The following is a 16,386-nucleotide window of genomic DNA, read 5'->3' on the forward strand; positions in this document are numbered from 1 at the left end:
TCTAAATGAAATTTTTAGTATATATGTAGTACATATTATACAAAAACTTCATAAAAAAGAAATGCATTCGCTAAAAAAAGTAAAATTTCTACATTTTATGCCAAATGATAAAGGGGTAACGAATAGGGGATGAGAAGAATATTGTAAAAATTAGCGTGCATGAGAAGGTTTTTTTCTTGCGGATGCGAATACAATTAAAGGGTATGAGTTTTAGGATGGAGAGTGGAAATATTGCGTTTTGTAACGGCGAAGAAAGAAGAAAAGGTATTTGTAGGTATTGTAGATGAAGAAGAAGAAAAGGTATTACACTTAAGAGAAGCGCAAAGACAAAAAGGGGAAAAGGTTACAATCCCTATTACAATGTTAGAGTGTATTGAAAGAGGGACTGAATGCTTTGAGAAAGTATGTGAAATTGTAAATTGGGCAAAAGAGAACGGGGAAGCGGCGTATTATCCGTTAACAGAGGTGAAAATATTAGCGCCGATTCCAAGGCCAAGAAAGAATATTTTGTGCGTTGGAAAAAACTATCGTGAGCATGCGGTAGAAATGGGCGGAGTAGAGTCTATTCCAGAAAATATAATGATCTTTACGAAAGCACCAACAACAGTTATTGGCATAAATGAGCAAATTAATGGTCACCCTCATGCAACGGACGAACTAGATTACGAAGGAGAATTAGCTATCATTATTGGTAAGCGAGGGAAACAAATAAAAAAAGAAAAAGCGCTTGAGCATGTTTTTGGTTATACGATTATCAATGATGTAACAGCTCGAGACATTCAAAGAAAACATAAACAGTTTTTCCTTGGGAAAAGCTTCGATACATTTTGTCCGATGGGACCGTATTTAATTCATAAATCGGTGGTTAATGCGCCGAATGCATTGCACATTGAAACGGTAGTAAATGGAGAAGTAAGGCAAACTTCTAACACAAATAAAATGATTTTTTCAATAGAAGAAATTATTTCAACGATAAGTAAAGGAATGACTTTAGAACCAGGCGATATTATCGCAACAGGAACGCCGGCTGGTGTCGGAAAAGGTTTTACACCACCGAAGTTTTTACATGCTGGTGATGAAGTGGTCATTACAGTAGAAGGAATTGGTACTTTACGAAATGTAGTGAAATAAAGAAAAGAGCTATCTCGTTAAAAGATAGCTCTTTTTTATGGCCTTGGGTTATAGAGGTAATCGATAACGGCAAAAGTGTAAAGACCAATGAATGCAAGTGTACAAATGCCAAATAGTATAACCGTAAGTGCGCTTTTTTCTCGTCCAAAACCAATGATAGTAAGAATAACAGCAGTCCAAAATGATGCTTTCAGTAGTGTGAGTGTAGTAGGAGTTGAGTAATGAAGCCATGTTGTGGAAAGTAGGAAACCAAAGAATGTAACTAAAATAAAAGCTGTAGCTAAATAGTTAATATGTTTACCATATCTTAATAGCATGTCGCACCTCCTTTACGATTTTAAAATACAGAAAATTACAATTTCATCTTAATATAAATGAATATAAAAAGAAAGAGGTTGTCCCAACATGTCGGACAACCTCTCTATCATTACGATAATACAGCTTTAATTTTTTGGAATGCCCACTCTAAATCTTCTTCAGAGATTACTAGAGGTGGTGCGATACGAATTACATTTTCGTGTGTTTCTTTACATAATAGACCAGCTGCTTTTAGTTGTTCACAGTAAGGACGAGCTGGCTCGTTTAATTCGATACCGATGAATAAACCTTTACCACGAACTTCAGTGATCATTGGGTTATCAATCTCTTTTAATTGCCCAACTAATTTTTCACCTAATTGAAGAGAACGCTCTGTTAATTTTTCTTCTTCTAACACTTCAAGAGCCGCGATAGAAACAGCACATGCAAGTGGATTACCACCGAATGTAGAACCGTGAGAACCTGGTTCAAATACACCTAAAATGTCGCGGTTTGCTGCTACGCAAGAGATTGGGAACACACCGCCGCCAAGTGCTTTACCAAGTATGTACATGTCAGGAGTTACATTGTCCCAGTCACAAGCAAATACTTTACCAGTACGGCCTAAGCCAGTTTGGATTTCATCTGCTACAAATAAAACGTTTTCTTTTTTACATACTTCAAAAGCTTCTTTTAAGTAACCAGCTGGTGGGATATTAATTCCTGCTTCACCTTGAATTGGCTCTAAAATGAATGCTGCTGTGTTTGGTGTAATTGCGGCTTTTAATGCTTCTAAATCACCGTAAGGAATTACAACGATGCCAGGAAGCATTGGACCGAATCCACGCTTGTACTCTTCATTTGAAGACATGGAAACAGAACCCATTGTACGTCCGTGGAAGTTATCTTCACAAACGATGATTTCAGCACGGTTTGCTTCCACTTTCTTCACATCATAAGCCCAGCGACGAACTGTTTTAATTGCAGTTTCAACAGCTTCAGCACCTGTATTCATTGGAAGTACCATTTCTTTATTAGTTAGTTTCGCAACTTTTTCGTACCAAGGACCTAATTGATCGCTATGGAAAGCACGAGAAGTTAACGTAACACGATTAGCTTGGTCAATTAAAGCGTTAATAATTTTCGGGTGACGATGACCTTGGTTTACTGCAGAATATGCACTTAATAAGTCCATATAGCGGTTTCCTTCAGGATCTTCTACCCAAACACCTTCTGCTTTAGAAATAACGATTGGAAGTGGGTGATAGTTATTTGCTCCGTATGTGTCTGTAAGTTCGATAATATCCTTAGTTTGAATCATGATTGTTCCCCCTTTTGTTATTACAAGAAGTTTGTAAATACTCTAAATATTATAGCATTTAAATGTAAAAAAGCGAAACATTTCCTGAAAATAAATGAACATGTTATCATATAGAGTGAAAAAGTGTGAAAAGAGGAGGTAAGGGATACGATGGTACATATGCATATTACAGCATGGGCGTTAGGTTTAATTTTATTCTTCGTTGCGTATTCACTTTATTCAGCAGGAAGAAAAGGGAAAGGTGTACATATGGGGCTTCGCCTAATGTATATCATTATTATTGTGACAGGCTTCATGTTGTACATGAGTATTGTGAAGACAGCAACAGGTAGCATGCACATGTGGTATGGCTTAAAAATGTTAGCTGGTATTTTAGTTATCGGTGGAATGGAAATGGTTCTTGTGAAAATGAGCAAAAACAAACCAACAGGGGCGGTTTGGGGCTTATTTATTGTTGCGCTAGTAGCAGTATTTTACCTTGGGCTGAAATTACCGATTGGCTGGAAAGTATTCTAATAAAAAATAAAGCCACCTTATAATCTCAAAGACTTGGGAGATTATAAGGTGGTTTTTTACTTTATCCCGTAAACATCAGATTGGTGAAGGCTAATAATCAGTGGGCTACCCCACTGATTAAAGTTTCACTTTATGTCGCATCGATATGCAACTCTTCTCCATTTACTTTCGTAAAACGGAACATATTTTTATTTGACGTAGTGTGACGGACGAAATGGTGCTGCAGTGTACAGATCATTTCTTCGTTATCAAACAAAAGAATATTTACTCCTTCGCGTGACTCCTCTTGCGGTAAGAAAGATAAATAATTATGACAATACATGCAATCATATAAAGAGTAGTGAAGTGATTGCAATGATTCGGTTAATAATGTGAAGACAGAGTCAGGTAATTCCTCCAGCCATTCATTATAGCTAAGAAGTAACTTTTTTCGAATACGTATCATTTCACCATTTTGCAAATGGTGTTGCTCGTTGGCGATTTGTAATACATCTTGTTCATAGAAACGGGCTGGTAGCCAATTGTTATTATACAAAATTTCAAACCCATCTTCGGCAATATCTTCTAATAAAAACGCTTCATCATTTTCATCATCAAAGAATACCCACTCATTGTTTATATATTCTACATTACCGACTGTATGAGCACGGGGCTGATTATATAAAATATGTTTACGTTGTATCATACACGATTTCTCCTTTATGAAAAGTAGTTATTCCTGTTATAGACAGTTCGTGCGTTCTTTATAACTAGACACATCTAGACATAGGTGGGCATACAATAAAACACGTTTTACTGAGTGAGAATGCTATTCCTTATGTGGATAGTAGGTTATCGTCAAGTTTTTCATTTTTTGATCCGCACTCTTAGGGTGGGGATTACTGCACGTTCAAGAAAAGAAATAAGATGGAAGGATGATTTATATGTGCGGGATTACAGGATGGGTGGATTATAAACGCTCATTAGAAGGAGAAAGAGATGTCGTTACGAAGATGGCTGAGACGTTAGCGAAACGGGGGCCGGATGATAATAAAGTTTGGATTAAAGGAAATGTCGCATTTGGGCATAAGCGGTTAATCGTTGTGGATCCTGAGGGCGGTAAACAGCCGATGACTTGTTTAAAAGATGAAACGAATTACGCCATTTGCTATAACGGTGAACTTTATAACACAGAAGACATTCGAAAGGAATTATTAAGAAGAGGATATACGTTCAAAGGTCATTCTGATACAGAAGTATTATTAGCTTCTTATATTGAATGGAAAGAAGAATGTGTCGATCATTTAAACGGTATATATGCGTTTGCAGTATGGGACGAACAGAAAGAGCAAGTATTTATTGCGAGAGATCGATTAGGTGTAAAGCCACTTTTTTATAAATATGATAGCGGACGCTTACTATTTGGTTCGGAGTTAAAAGCGATATTGTCGCATCCAGATGTGAAGGCGGAAGTAACGTTAGAAGGATTATCAGAAATATTCGGGCTCGGACCGTCAAGAACGCCTGGCCACGGTATTTATGCTGGTATAAAAGAATTGCGTCCAGGTCATGCGATGACATTTTCAAAGAACGGTTTATGTATATGGAGATATTGGAATGTAGAAAGTAAAAAACATGAAGACTCTTTTGAAGAAACAGTAGAGAAAACGCGCTTTTTATTACAAGATGCTATTACAAGACAGCTTGTTTCTGATGTACCACTATGTACTTTTTTATCGGGTGGTGTAGATTCGAGCGCTATTACAGCTATTGCAGCGAAAGAATATGAGAGATTGGGAAAAGGGCAATTACACACGTATTCTATTGATTACGAAGATAATGACAAATACTTTAAAGCGAATGCATTCCAGCCAAATTCAGATGCTCCGTTTATTAATTTAATGACTGAGACATTTCAAACAACCCATCATCGCTGCGTCATTTCGAATGAAAAATTAGCAGAGTATTTAACTGAAGCAGTACTCGTTCGTGATTTGCCTGGTATGGCAGATATCGATTCGTCATTATTATGGTTTTGCCGAGAAATTAAACAAGATTTTGTCGTTGGCTTATCTGGAGAATGTGCAGATGAAATATTTGGTGGATATCCGTGGTTTTATAGAGAAGATGATTTACAATCGAGTGCATTTCCGTGGATGCGTTCTACAGAGGCGCGTGAACAACTTCTAAAAAAAGAATGGAGAAATAAATTAAATTTACAACAATATGTACAAAGGCGCTATGAAGAGTCGATTCAAGAAGTTCCTATTTTAGAGGGGGAAAGTCCGCTAGAAGCAAAAAGACGCCAATTATTTTATTTAAATATGGTATGGTTTATGACAACATTATTAGACAGAAAAGACCGCATGAGTATGGGAGCGAGCTTAGAAGTACGTGTTCCATTTGCAGATCATCGTCTTGTCGAATATGCGTGGAATATTCCTTGGGAAATGAAAATGTATAAAAACCGCGAAAAAGGTCTATTACGTAAAGCGTTAGAAGGTGTACTTCCACATGACATCTTATATAGAAAGAAGAGTCCTTATCCGAAAACGCACAATCCGCACTATACAAAAGCAGTAACAGTATGGCTTCAAAATCTATTAACGGATAAAGGTTCAATTTTACACGAACTGTTTGATAAAGAGCAGTTGAGCGGATTAATTCAGTCTGGCGGCAGTGCATTTCAAACACCATGGTTTGGTCAATTGATGACTGGGCCACAGCTTTTAGCTCATTTAGCACAAATTCACGTTTGGTTTAAAGAATATGGGGTAAATATTAAGGAATAAGGGAAAAGCGGCTTACAATTATGTAAGTCGCTTTTTATTAAAGAAATTTTCATATAAAATTCAAAATCACTTTATAAATAATGTTTAATTAGAATTATTATTTTGACGTATTTATTATTACTTGTTATAATTGGAAACGAATGTTCTGAAAAGTATTCTCATTTATAAAATTGAGGTGTTATATAGATGACAAAGAAAAAAATAGGTTTACTCGTAATGGCGTATGGAACACCAGAATCATTAGACGATGTAGAGGCATATTATACACATATCCGTCACGGGCGTACGCCATCAGAAGAAGCGCTTGAAGATTTAATTGGCCGCTATAAAGCGATTGGTGGAATTTCGCCGCTTGCAAAAATTACGAAAGAACAGGCGCATAAATTAACAGATTCAATGAATAACATATTTACAGAGTATCAATTTACTTGTTACTTAGGTTTAAAACATATTGCACCATTTATAGAAGATGCGGTAGAAGAAATGAAGCGTGATGGGATCGAGCAAGCGATTAGTATCGTATTAGCGCCACATTACTCTACATTTAGCATTAAAGCGTATAATGACCGTGCTATTCGTCTTTCAAAAGAAATCGGTGGTCCTGTTATTGAACCAATTGAACAATGGTACGATGAACCGAAGTTTATTTCGTATTGGGCAGACCAAATAAAAGAGACGTTTACTAATATTATAAATAAAGAGAAAGCAGTCGTAATTTTTTCAGCGCATAGTTTGCCAGAAAAAATTATTGCAGCAGGAGACCCTTATGTAGAACAACTAAAGCATACGGCAAATTTAATTGCAGAAGCTGCAAATATTCAAAACTATACAATCGGTTGGCAAAGTGCTGGGAATACTCCAGATCCGTGGATTGGTCCAGATGTGCAAGATTTAACGAAAGATTTATATGAAGAGCATGGGTACGAATCTTTCATATATTGCCCAGTTGGTTTTGTAGCGGAGCATTTAGAAGTTTTATATGACAACGATTATGAATGTAAAGTTGTAACTGATGAATTAAATGCCAAATATTTTAGACCAAATATGCCGAATGCACAATCAGCATTTATCGACTGTTTGGCTGAAATTGTTTCCAAAAAAGTGAAGGAAATAGTTGACAAAGATTTAGTTTTGAATAATAATTAATTTATAATAATTTTAAATAAATAATAATTACTACGAAATAAAGAGGAGGATCCCCCTAGATGAATCCAAATAATCGCTTAACAACAAACCAAGGTGCTCCAGTTGGAGACAACCAAAATTCTCGTACAGCTGGTCGTCGTGGACCAGTATTATTAGAAGACTATCATTTAGTAGAAAAACTTGCACACTTTGATCGTGAACGTATTCCAGAGCGCGTTGTGCATGCACGTGGTGCAGGTGCTCACGGTGTATTCGTAACGAAAAATAGTATGAAGCAATATACGAAAGCGGCATTTTTACAAAATGAAGGAACTGAAACGCCTGTATTTGTTCGTTTTTCAACGGTTATTCATGGTCAAGGTTCTCCTGAAACAGCACGTGACCCACGTGGGTTCGCTGTTAAATTTTATACAGAAGAAGGAAACTACGATATCGTAGGTAATCATTTACCAGTTTTCTTCATTCGTGATGCAATTAAATTCCCAGATATGGTACATTCCTTAAAACCAGCACCTGATACGAATATTCAAACGCCAGATCGTTATTGGGATTTCATGACATTAAGTCCAGAATCTACACATATGATGACATGGGTATTTTCTGATTACGGTACACCAGCAAGCTATCGTGAAATGGAGGGTTTTGGCGTCCATTCATTTAAATGGATTAATGAAGAAGGTAAAATTTTTTATATAAAATACCACTGGAAACCACAGCAAGGTGTACGTAACCTAAATGCGAAAGAAGTGCAAGAAGTACAAGGGAAAGACTTCAATCATGCAACTCGTGACTTGTTCGATGCAATCGAAAAAGGAAATCACCCAAAATGGGATTTACACGTACAAGTTATGCAATTAGATGAAATGGACTCTTTAGACTTTGATCCACTAGATCCAACGAAAGTGTGGCCAGAAGATCGCTTCCCATTAATGGAAGTAGGGACAATGACGTTAAATCGTAATCCGAAAAACTTCTTTGCAGAAGTAGAACAAGTAGCGTTCTCTCCAAGTGCAACTGTAAATGGTATTGAGCCATCGGAAGATAAATTATTACAAGGTCGTTTATTCTCTTACCCAGATACACAACGTTATCGTCTTGGGGCAAATTACTTACAAATTCCTGTAAACTGCCCATACGCAGCTGTTCATAACCAACAACGTGATGGTGCGATGCAAGTAAATCAAAACCCATCTACAATCAACTACGAACCGAGCCGTCATGCTGAAAATCCAGTTGAAGACCCAGCTTACCGCGATTCAACTATGAAAGTAGAAGGCTATGTATCTCGTGAAAAAATTGAGAAACCAAATGACTTTAAACAAGCAGGTGAGCGTTACCGTTCATTCTCTAAAGAAGAGCAAGATAACTTAATTGCAAACTTAACAAATGACTTGAAAGACGTAAATGAACGCACAAAATTATTAGCTGTTTGTAACTTCTTCCGTGCAGATCAAGAATACGGTATGCGTTTAGCGCAGGCATTAAATGTTGATATTACGCAATATGTAGGAAATGCTCCGAAATAAATAGGAAAAGACGACCGGGCTTCGGTCGTCTTTTTTGTATAAAGTTATGTGGGGTATTTCGCATGTAAAACATGTCGGAATTTGTTGGTAAATCGATATGTTGTGTCGAACCGTTGATATATTGAAAGAAACAATCGATATATTTGAAAAATCGTTGATATATCCAAAAAACCGTTAATATATTTCCAGTTATACTAGGTGGGGTATGTTGCCCGGTACGCAAAAAAGAGATGCAATCTATCATCGATAGATTGCATCTCTTTTTTAGTTCACTCGCTCAGTATACTCATAAGCTTTCTCCCCATGCATCGAAATATCAAGTCCCATATGTTCCTCGTGCTCATCTACCCGGACAGGGAGGAAGAAGTTGATTGCTTTAATAATGGCATACGTCATTATAATTGTGAACGCATATGTTGCGCCGATCGCTACAAGTTGTTTCAACAGCAGCGAGGCGTTTCCGTAAAATAATCCGTTAGCGCCATCACCGTTTACGGCAGTAGTTGCAAATAATCCTGTCGCAATACCGCCCCAAGTTCCACCGATGCCGTGACATCCGAATGCATCGAGTGTATCGTCGTATCCGAATTTTGTTTTTAAGAAAAAGACCGCTCCGAAGCATAATACGCCGCCAATTGCTCCGATAAGAAGAGCCGAGAAAGGTGTAACGAACCCGCAAGCTGGTGTAATAGCGACTAGACCGGAAACGGCGCCACAAGCAGCTCCCATCGCAGTCGGTTTTGATTGGAAGAACCACTCTGAAAGCATCCAAGTTAATGCTGAGGCAGCAGCAGCTATATTTGTATTAATAAATGCAGTTAAAGCTACATCATTTAAAGATAATGCGCTTCCGACGTTAAAACCGAACCAGCCAAACCATAATAATCCTGCGCCTAACATTGTAAATGGCAAATGGTGAGGAGAAGAACCATTTATGTTTTTTCGTTTTCCAAGGAAAATAGCTAATACAAGACCAGCAACTCCGGAAGTGATGTGAACGACGTTTCCGCCAGCGAAGTCTAGTGCACCAAGTTCCCTTAGCCACCCGCCGACGCCCCATACCCAATGAGCGACAGGATTGTAAACAATCGTTGTCCATAGAAGGATAAAAATAAGAAAGGCAGAAAATCGCATTCTTTCAGCAAATGCACCTGAAATTAAAGCTGGAGTTAAAATGGCGAACATGAGTTGAAACATCATGAATAAATTGTGAGGAATAGTAGATGAGTAGTCTGGATTTGGTGCGTAGGTAACTCCGTTTAGACCGAACCAATCAAGTGTACCGATAAGCCCGTGCCAATCTGGTCCGAATGATAAAGAATAGCCGATAACAATCCATTGAATCGAAACGATAGCCATTGCACTATAACTATGCATCGTTGTACTGAGTACATTTTTGCTGCGGACCATACCTCCATAAAAAAGTGCCAATCCTGGTGTCATCAACATGACCATTACTGTCGTCACAAACATAAAAACTGTATCTCCCATATTCATGAGCTCTCCTCCTGTAATGTTAGAAAAAATAACATCGTTTTGTTATGTTTCATATCATATTCGAAAAGGAACTAAAAATCAACTAAAAATTCAGAAAAATATATACATGATGTTAGAAAATATAACATAGATTATTTTGTGAGGATTGAAATCGACATATGCGTTTCTCTTGGATAATTGGTATAATATTCTTACAATTAAAAACTTGGGGGATGCGTGTGGGAAAAATACGGACTAGGAAACTATTCATTTGTTTTTGCTTAGCTTTTGTTTTGTTTGTACCAATACATACTTTTGCAGACGAAAAAAGAGAGTGGAAAGATGAAGTTATATACTCCATTATGATTGATCGCTTCAATAATGGAGAACCGAAAAATGACAAACAATTAGAAGTTGGTAATTTAGAAGGGTATCAAGGCGGGGATATAAGAGGAATTATAAAAAGGTTGGATTACATAAAAGAAATGGGTTTTACTACCGTTATGCTTTCGCCGCTTTTTGAAAGTGGAAAGTACGATGGATTAGACGTGCGAAATTTTAAAAAGGTAAATGAACATTTCGGGACAGAAAATGATGTGAAAGAACTTGTAAAAGAAGCTCATGCAAAAGGAATGAAAGTTGTATTTCAATTTCCGCTTGGAGAAAACGAACGACAGGTAATTGACGCAATGAAATGGTGGATAAAAGAAGTTGATTTAGACGGAAGTTATGTTATACATAGTGAAAAAAAGCCGCGTTCCTTTTGGGATAACGCGCAAAAAGATATGCAAGTGATAAAGAAAGATTTTCGTATTATGACAAAGGAGGATAGCGAATACAACGAAAAAATAGTAGAATCGTTTTCCGAAGCGGATGTATCGGTGAAATCGTTATACGATGTGAGTAAAAAAGAAGGGGACTTTGTTACGTTTTTAGATGATCAAGAAACAAAAAGATATGCGCGTATTGCAAAAGAAAATATGTATTATCCGCCATCACGTTTAAAGTTGGCGCTTACTTATTTGTTAACATCACCTGGGATTCCGAATTTTTATTACGGAACTGAAATTGCATTAGATGGAGGAAGTGTACCCGATAATAGACGATTAATGGATTTTAAGTCAGACGAAAAATTTATGCAGCACATAACAAAACTAGGTGAACTTAGGCAGGCGAGACCGTCTTTACGACGCGGTACGTTTGAGCTTCTGTATGATAAGAGCGGGATGAGTATACTAAAACGAAAATATAAAGATGAAGTAACTTTAGTAGCAATTAATAATACGAAAGAAACACAAAAAGTCTCCTTACCTGCAAGTGAAATTGGTGAAAAACAAGAGTTAAGAGGATTGTTGCAGGATGAAATTATAAGAGAGGAAAATGGAAAATTTTATCTCGTTTTAAAGCGTGAAGAATCAAACGTGTATAAAGTTAACGGAGAAACAGGTGTGAATTGGTTATTTATCTCCTTAATCGTTGGTGTGAATGTATTATTTATTGCGTTTTTAATTGCAGTTAAAAGGAAACGTAGATGAGATGAGAAGTTACTCACTCTATGTTCATGTCTTCTTATTGGATTTGTAAGTTTGTTCGGTGGGGCCAGGTTAGGGAGAAAGTCTTCTTCCTAGCCTGTTTTTGTGTCAATACGGATAGAGAAAGACCTTTGAAACAAACAATAATTGCAACTATATTAATTTTACATTACATTAAAAGTTAGAGAATACTCTTATACTAATATAGTACTAAATAGTAGGTGGGAAAATGGAATTTTACGATTTGGGTATTACCATTAAAGAGCTTAGAATTAAAAAAAATATATCACAATCCGAATTATGTCATGGAATATGTTCGCAAAGTCAAATTAGCAAAATAGAAAAAGGTATGATTTATCCATCTAGTATATTGTTATATCAATTATCAGAAAGACTTGGTATTGACCCAAATAATATATTTGCATTAACTCAAAACAAAAAGCTAAAATATGTAGAAAATGTAAAATGTGTAATAAAAGATTGCTTAAAGCAAAAACAATATAATGAACTTTATGAAATCGTGAAAAAAGAGAAAGATGAAAAGAATTTCCAGGCAAAAGAAGATAAACAATTTCTCCTATGGCATGAAGCTATTGCTATATTTGAGGTGAACAGATCCATAAAAACTGCTTTAAAGCTTTTAAATAATGCATTAAAACTAACTTTAACCAATGTTGATTTTTTATCAGAAAGAGAAATAGATATTATGCAGACAATGTCTATATTTTATGCGGAAAATAAAGAATATGATAAAAGTATTACTATATTAGGAAGATGTTTAACTAATTTTAATAAATTAGATTTTCCGAGAGATAAAGCGATTAAATTAAAAATCATTTTTAATTTAGCGAAATGTTTAGGTATGACCTATCAATATGAAGAAGCGGTAAAATACATTGATAAGGGCATCAAATTAGCTATTAATCTAAATACTCTATACTTATTAGGTGAACTTTACTATTTAAAAGGATGGAATTTATTAAGATTTAAACAACAGAATGAAGAAGATATTGCAAATAACATGAAAAAAGCATTATTTATATTTGAACTAACAGAAAAAGAAAATCTGATAAAAATGGTTAAAGAAAAATATTTTGAAAACCAAACTGAAAAAAGTCACTTATAATTCATTTGGAAATCACTTGAAATATAATAAAACCTACAGGGAAAATCTCTGTAGGTTTTATACTTATAAACTTGTTTCTAAAATATTAGTGCTTAATATAAATTTTTGAATAAGAGTTTACTTAGTGTACTTTTTATTTTGAAGTCTGCATCTTTATTAACAATTTATGCTTCTTTTTAATCACATCCAAATATTGTTAAGATTGAGATGATTCAAGTCGGAGGAAGGCACTTTGAGGTGTCTTTTTTTTATGACCTTTATCATTAACTATTTAATGTTTTTTTAAATGATTACATGACATATTTTTTTTGTACCAAGCTTTGTTGATACAGTTAGACTTATCCGTTAGTGTATTCGTATTATTAGAACATCCTACAGTATTTAGGGAGAATGTGGCCAATAAAAACCATAATATTAATTTCTTCAAATAACCACTTCTAACTCTTTTTTAATTAACATTTTTTAAAATACTTATTAATTTTACATTACATTAAAGGTTGGAAAATATTCTTATACTCATAAATTGTTACGTTTCGACGAGGAGAGGAATTATGAGTTATAGCAATTTTTAAGATGACTTTGGCCTAGGATGTAATTGCTAAGAAAAGTAATTCAAATCGAAGGGAAAACGTCTTAAGGTGTCTTTTCCTTATTTTCAATTTACTTAGCGATTTTTACCGCACATACCCTTTTTTCTATGGTTTGTTCTTGTAATATTGTCTCTACAAGACAAAAAGAAAACTCCTCTAATTAAGAGGAGTTTTCTTTTTAGCGGTAGTTAATGAACTGTACGTCGATTGGTAAATCAGCGCTACGAACAGCTGCGATTACTGCTTGTAAGTCATCACGGCTTTTCGCTGTAACACGTACTTGATCATCTTGTACTTGTGTTTTTACTTTTAATTTCATTTCTTTAATGATGTTGTTAATTTTTTTCGCGTTATCTTTATCGATACCTTGTTGAAGTGTTGCGCGTTGGCGAACAGTGTTGCCAGTTGCAGCTTCAACTTTTCCGTAATCTAAGTTCTTAATTGGAACGTTACGTTTTACAAGTTTAGAGATAAGAACGTCTTTTACTTGCTCTAATTTAAACTCGTCATCAGAAGTTAAAACAAGTACTTCTTTTTCTAATTTAATATCACTTTTACTTCCTTTAAAGTCATATCGGTTTTGGATTTCTTTTAATGCGATATTAATTGCGTTTGTTACTTCAGGTAATTCTACTTTCGAAACGATGTCAAAAGAACTATCTTTTGCCATAGTTAGCACCTCCAAATAAATTTCTAATCTTGTTATGTACTGTACATACTAAAGTATAGCTGAAAACGAGTCTAGACTTAAGTGTTTTCGTATTTATATTCATGTAACCTCATTTTATTATAGTGAATTTTGGGCAGTTGGACAAATATAGGAAAAATCATGTTATAATTAACTTTTGTTTGGAATGATAAAAAAGATAATTTTATATATATAGAAGGGAATTAAAAAATATGTATTTGCAAATAGGATCGATTGAACAGGTAACTGTTTTACGCGAAACGGAAATCGGATATATGGTTGGGAATGAAGAAGAAGAAATTTTCCTACATAAAAATGAAGTAGCTGGAGAAATTGAAGAAGGCGATACGATTGATGTATTCTTATACCTTGATCACCAAAATCGTATTTCAGCAACAATGAAGGAGCCAATTATTACAACGTATGATTGGAACTGGGTAAAGGTTGTAGAAGTTATTCCGAGTTTAGGTGTGTTTGTTGATATTGGTGTATCAAAAGATATACTAATTCCAGCTGATGAATTCCCAATTTATATGCCGGTATGGCCAGAAGTTGGAGACGAATTATATTGTACGTTAAAATTAACGAATCGTGATCGTTTAATTGCTCTTCCGGCAAGAGACAGTGATATGCAAGAAATTATCGTAGATGCAACGCCATCTATGCGTAATAAAAACGTAAATGGACGTGTATATCGTTCGCTTCAAGTAGGTTCATTCGTTTTAACAGATGAACATTTCCGTGCTTTCTTACACCATACAGAAAGAAAAGAACAAGTCCGCATCGGTCAGCGTGTAACAGGCCGTATTATTGACGTAAAAGATGACGGTACAATTAACATTTCACTTCTTCCTCGTAAAGAAGAAGGAATGGAAGACGATGCTGCAGTAATTTATGCATATATGGAAGAACGAGGCGGAGCAATGCCGTTTTGGGATAAGAGCCATCCAGAAGATATTAAAGAACGCTTTAACATGAGTAAAGCTGCATTTAAGCGCGCACTTGGTAAGTTGATGAAAGAAGAAAAGGTTTACCAAGAAGAAGGTTGGACTTACTTTAAGAAATAAGATGAAATTAAAAAAAGCACACCCTTATCTAAAAAGATAAGGGTGTGCTTTTTTTAATTTCCTTGCGGAGAAACAAGAGTAAACGTATCTTTCAAATCACTATCATTTATTTTAATATTTGCCTTTTTTAATTCCTCTTGTAACAATTTTTTGCTGAATACACGATCAGCAGTACGTTCTTCCTCTAAGTTTTTGCGAATAGAGTTTTTTACCTCATCGTAAGGTTTTAAATCTTTTTTATCAGTTAATTTAATAACGTGATAACCGTTTGATGATTTTACGGGATTGCTAATTTGTCCAACATTTAGTTTGTAGGCAGCCATTTCGAATTCAGGAGCCATTGTACCTGAATTGAAGTATCCAAGGTCTCCGCCTTTATCTTTTGATAGCAGATCTTGTGATTCTTGTTTTGCTAATTCTTCAAATGAAGCACCAGCATCTAGTTTACTCTTTATTTCTTTCGCTTCATTTTCGTCACTTACTAATATGTGACTCGCTTTAATTTCTGGCTTATAGTGGTCTTTTACGTCTTTTTCTGTAATACTTTTCTTAATCGCTTCATTCATAGCAAGTTTGAACTTAATTTGATTTTTGAAGTCCTCTTCATCTTTTAAACCATAATTTTCTAATACTTTTTTGAATTGATCTCCATATTGTTTTTTTACTTTTTCTACTTCTTTATTTACCTCTTCATCAGGTACTTTATATTTTTTTGTGATGACGTCTTGTGCCATCATTTCGTATAGCATGTCTTTTCCGTAACGATCTTTCAATTGTTTTTCGAAGTTATCCTTTGTAATGGTCGAGTCTGTTGCTGTAGCGACTGTAGCTGAGCCATTCTTTTGTCCGCAAGCAGATAGCATCAATATACTTATTAGTGCAGTAATAATGAAAATATGTTTCCCTCTCATGCCAACACCTCATCCGAATATGTTATCGCTATTGTAGAATATAGAAGTGAACATGAAGTGAATTTTTAATGTTTTTTTCCTTTAAAATGTAAAAAAGTACATCAACATAATTGTTGATGTACGATGGAATCAAAGGTGATCGGTCTTTTTAGAATATGCACGTTTACCTTGCTGAATATTTTTTTGCTCTTGCTCATTTTTTTGTGTGCGTTTTGCGTTATTATCGCGTGCTTTTTTGTCGTTATCACTCGTATGTGGCATATGTATCAACTCCATTTCTAAACGTTG

15 protein-coding genes are annotated in these 16,386 nt (G+C 35.3%); 8 read left to right on the plus strand and 7 right to left on the minus strand.

Annotated features, from left to right (window positions below; genetic code table 11):
* Positions 1 to 231: 231 nt before the first annotated feature.
* On the plus strand, positions 232 to 1,131 hold the full coding sequence (locus ACTFRU_RS09085; RefSeq protein WP_001213071.1) for a fumarylacetoacetate hydrolase family protein: 900 nt from the start codon (positions 232 to 234) through the stop codon (positions 1,129 to 1,131).
* A gap of 35 nt (positions 1,132 to 1,166) precedes the next feature.
* On the opposite strand, the gene ACTFRU_RS09090 is transcribed toward ACTFRU_RS09085, so the two are convergent.
* Together ACTFRU_RS09090 and rocD are read right to left on the minus strand one after the other, a co-directional pair.
* The gene (locus ACTFRU_RS09090; protein ID WP_000926857.1) at positions 1,167 to 1,448 is read right to left on the minus strand and encodes a hypothetical protein; all 282 of its coding nucleotides are present in this window, start codon (positions 1,446 to 1,448) and stop codon (positions 1,167 to 1,169) included.
* Positions 1,449 to 1,558: 110 nt separating this feature from the next.
* Positions 1,559 to 2,749: an ornithine aminotransferase gene (rocD, locus tag ACTFRU_RS09095; RefSeq protein ID WP_000616658.1), complete on the minus strand. Its 1,191-nt coding sequence runs from the start codon at positions 2,747 to 2,749 to the stop codon at positions 1,559 to 1,561.
* 150 nt (positions 2,750 to 2,899) lie between these two features.
* Between rocD and ACTFRU_RS09100 the strand changes: the two genes are divergently transcribed.
* Positions 2,900 to 3,265: a YisL family protein gene (locus ACTFRU_RS09100; RefSeq protein ID WP_000233494.1), complete on the plus strand. Its 366-nt coding sequence runs from the start codon at positions 2,900 to 2,902 to the stop codon at positions 3,263 to 3,265.
* 130 nt (positions 3,266 to 3,395) lie between these two features.
* Here ACTFRU_RS09100 and ACTFRU_RS09105 read toward each other — a convergent pair whose 3' ends face one another.
* The gene (locus ACTFRU_RS09105; protein ID WP_000616046.1) at positions 3,396 to 3,950 is read right to left on the minus strand and encodes a DUF2777 domain-containing protein; all 555 of its coding nucleotides are present in this window, start codon (positions 3,948 to 3,950) and stop codon (positions 3,396 to 3,398) included.
* Between the two features lie 238 nt (positions 3,951 to 4,188).
* Between ACTFRU_RS09105 and asnB the strand changes: the two genes are divergently transcribed.
* The 3 genes from asnB to katB all read left to right on the plus strand — a co-directional run bounded on the left by asnB (position 4,189) and on the right by katB (position 8,708).
* On the plus strand, positions 4,189 to 6,036 hold the full coding sequence (gene asnB / locus ACTFRU_RS09110; protein WP_000333997.1) for an asparagine synthase (glutamine-hydrolyzing): 1,848 nt from the start codon (positions 4,189 to 4,191) through the stop codon (positions 6,034 to 6,036).
* Positions 6,037 to 6,222: 186 nt separating this feature from the next.
* Positions 6,223 to 7,182 carry a ferrochelatase gene (gene hemH / locus ACTFRU_RS09115; RefSeq protein ID WP_440037611.1) on the plus strand — a complete coding sequence of 320 codons (960 nt, stop codon included), beginning with the start codon at positions 6,223 to 6,225 and terminating at the stop codon, positions 7,180 to 7,182.
* 59 nt (positions 7,183 to 7,241) lie between these two features.
* Entirely contained in the window at positions 7,242 to 8,708 is a 1,467-nt protein-coding gene (katB, locus tag ACTFRU_RS09120) for a catalase KatB (protein WP_440037612.1), read from the plus strand.
* Positions 8,709 to 8,972: 264 nt separating this feature from the next.
* Here katB and ACTFRU_RS09125 read toward each other — a convergent pair whose 3' ends face one another.
* The gene (locus ACTFRU_RS09125; protein WP_001055855.1) at positions 8,973 to 10,205 is read right to left on the minus strand and encodes an ammonium transporter; all 1,233 of its coding nucleotides are present in this window, start codon (positions 10,203 to 10,205) and stop codon (positions 8,973 to 8,975) included.
* A 158-nt stretch (positions 10,206 to 10,363) separates the two neighbouring features.
* On the opposite strand from ACTFRU_RS09125, the gene ACTFRU_RS09130 reads away from it, so the two are divergent.
* Both ACTFRU_RS09130 and ACTFRU_RS09135 read left to right on the plus strand, forming a co-directional pair.
* A complete protein-coding gene (locus ACTFRU_RS09130) occupies positions 10,364 to 11,719 on the plus strand; it encodes an alpha-amylase family glycosyl hydrolase (RefSeq protein ID WP_050595097.1) in 1,356 nt (451 codons plus the stop codon).
* Between the two features lie 226 nt (positions 11,720 to 11,945).
* Positions 11,946 to 12,842, plus strand: coding sequence for a helix-turn-helix domain-containing protein (locus tag ACTFRU_RS09135; RefSeq protein WP_000397876.1), 897 nt, complete (start codon positions 11,946 to 11,948; stop codon positions 12,840 to 12,842).
* 768 nt (positions 12,843 to 13,610) lie between these two features.
* Here the strand turns inward: ACTFRU_RS09135 and ACTFRU_RS09140 are convergent.
* On the minus strand, positions 13,611 to 14,102 hold the full coding sequence (locus tag ACTFRU_RS09140) for a YajQ family cyclic di-GMP-binding protein (RefSeq protein ID WP_001040149.1): 492 nt from the start codon (positions 14,100 to 14,102) through the stop codon (positions 13,611 to 13,613).
* Between the two features lie 230 nt (positions 14,103 to 14,332).
* On the opposite strand from ACTFRU_RS09140, the gene ACTFRU_RS09145 reads away from it, so the two are divergent.
* Positions 14,333 to 15,187 (plus strand): CvfB family protein, encoded by an 855-nt coding sequence (locus ACTFRU_RS09145; protein ID WP_000281262.1) that lies wholly within the window; start codon positions 14,333 to 14,335, stop codon positions 15,185 to 15,187.
* Positions 15,188 to 15,240: 53 nt separating this feature from the next.
* Here ACTFRU_RS09145 and prsA read toward each other — a convergent pair whose 3' ends face one another.
* Both prsA and ACTFRU_RS09155 read right to left on the minus strand, forming a co-directional pair.
* Positions 15,241 to 16,098, minus strand: a complete 858-nt coding sequence (prsA, locus tag ACTFRU_RS09150) for a peptidylprolyl isomerase PrsA (protein ID WP_440037613.1) — start codon at positions 16,096 to 16,098, stop codon at positions 15,241 to 15,243.
* 129 nt (positions 16,099 to 16,227) lie between these two features.
* Positions 16,228 to 16,359, minus strand: coding sequence for a DUF3941 domain-containing protein (locus ACTFRU_RS09155; protein WP_001120851.1), 132 nt, complete (start codon positions 16,357 to 16,359; stop codon positions 16,228 to 16,230).
* Between the last annotated feature and the right edge of the window lie 27 nt (positions 16,360 to 16,386).

The sequence above is a fragment of the Bacillus cereus group sp. MYBK220-1 genome, assembly GCF_051916445.1.
GTDB classification, from domain to species: domain Bacteria; phylum Bacillota; class Bacilli; order Bacillales; family Bacillaceae_G; genus Bacillus_A; species Bacillus_A cereus.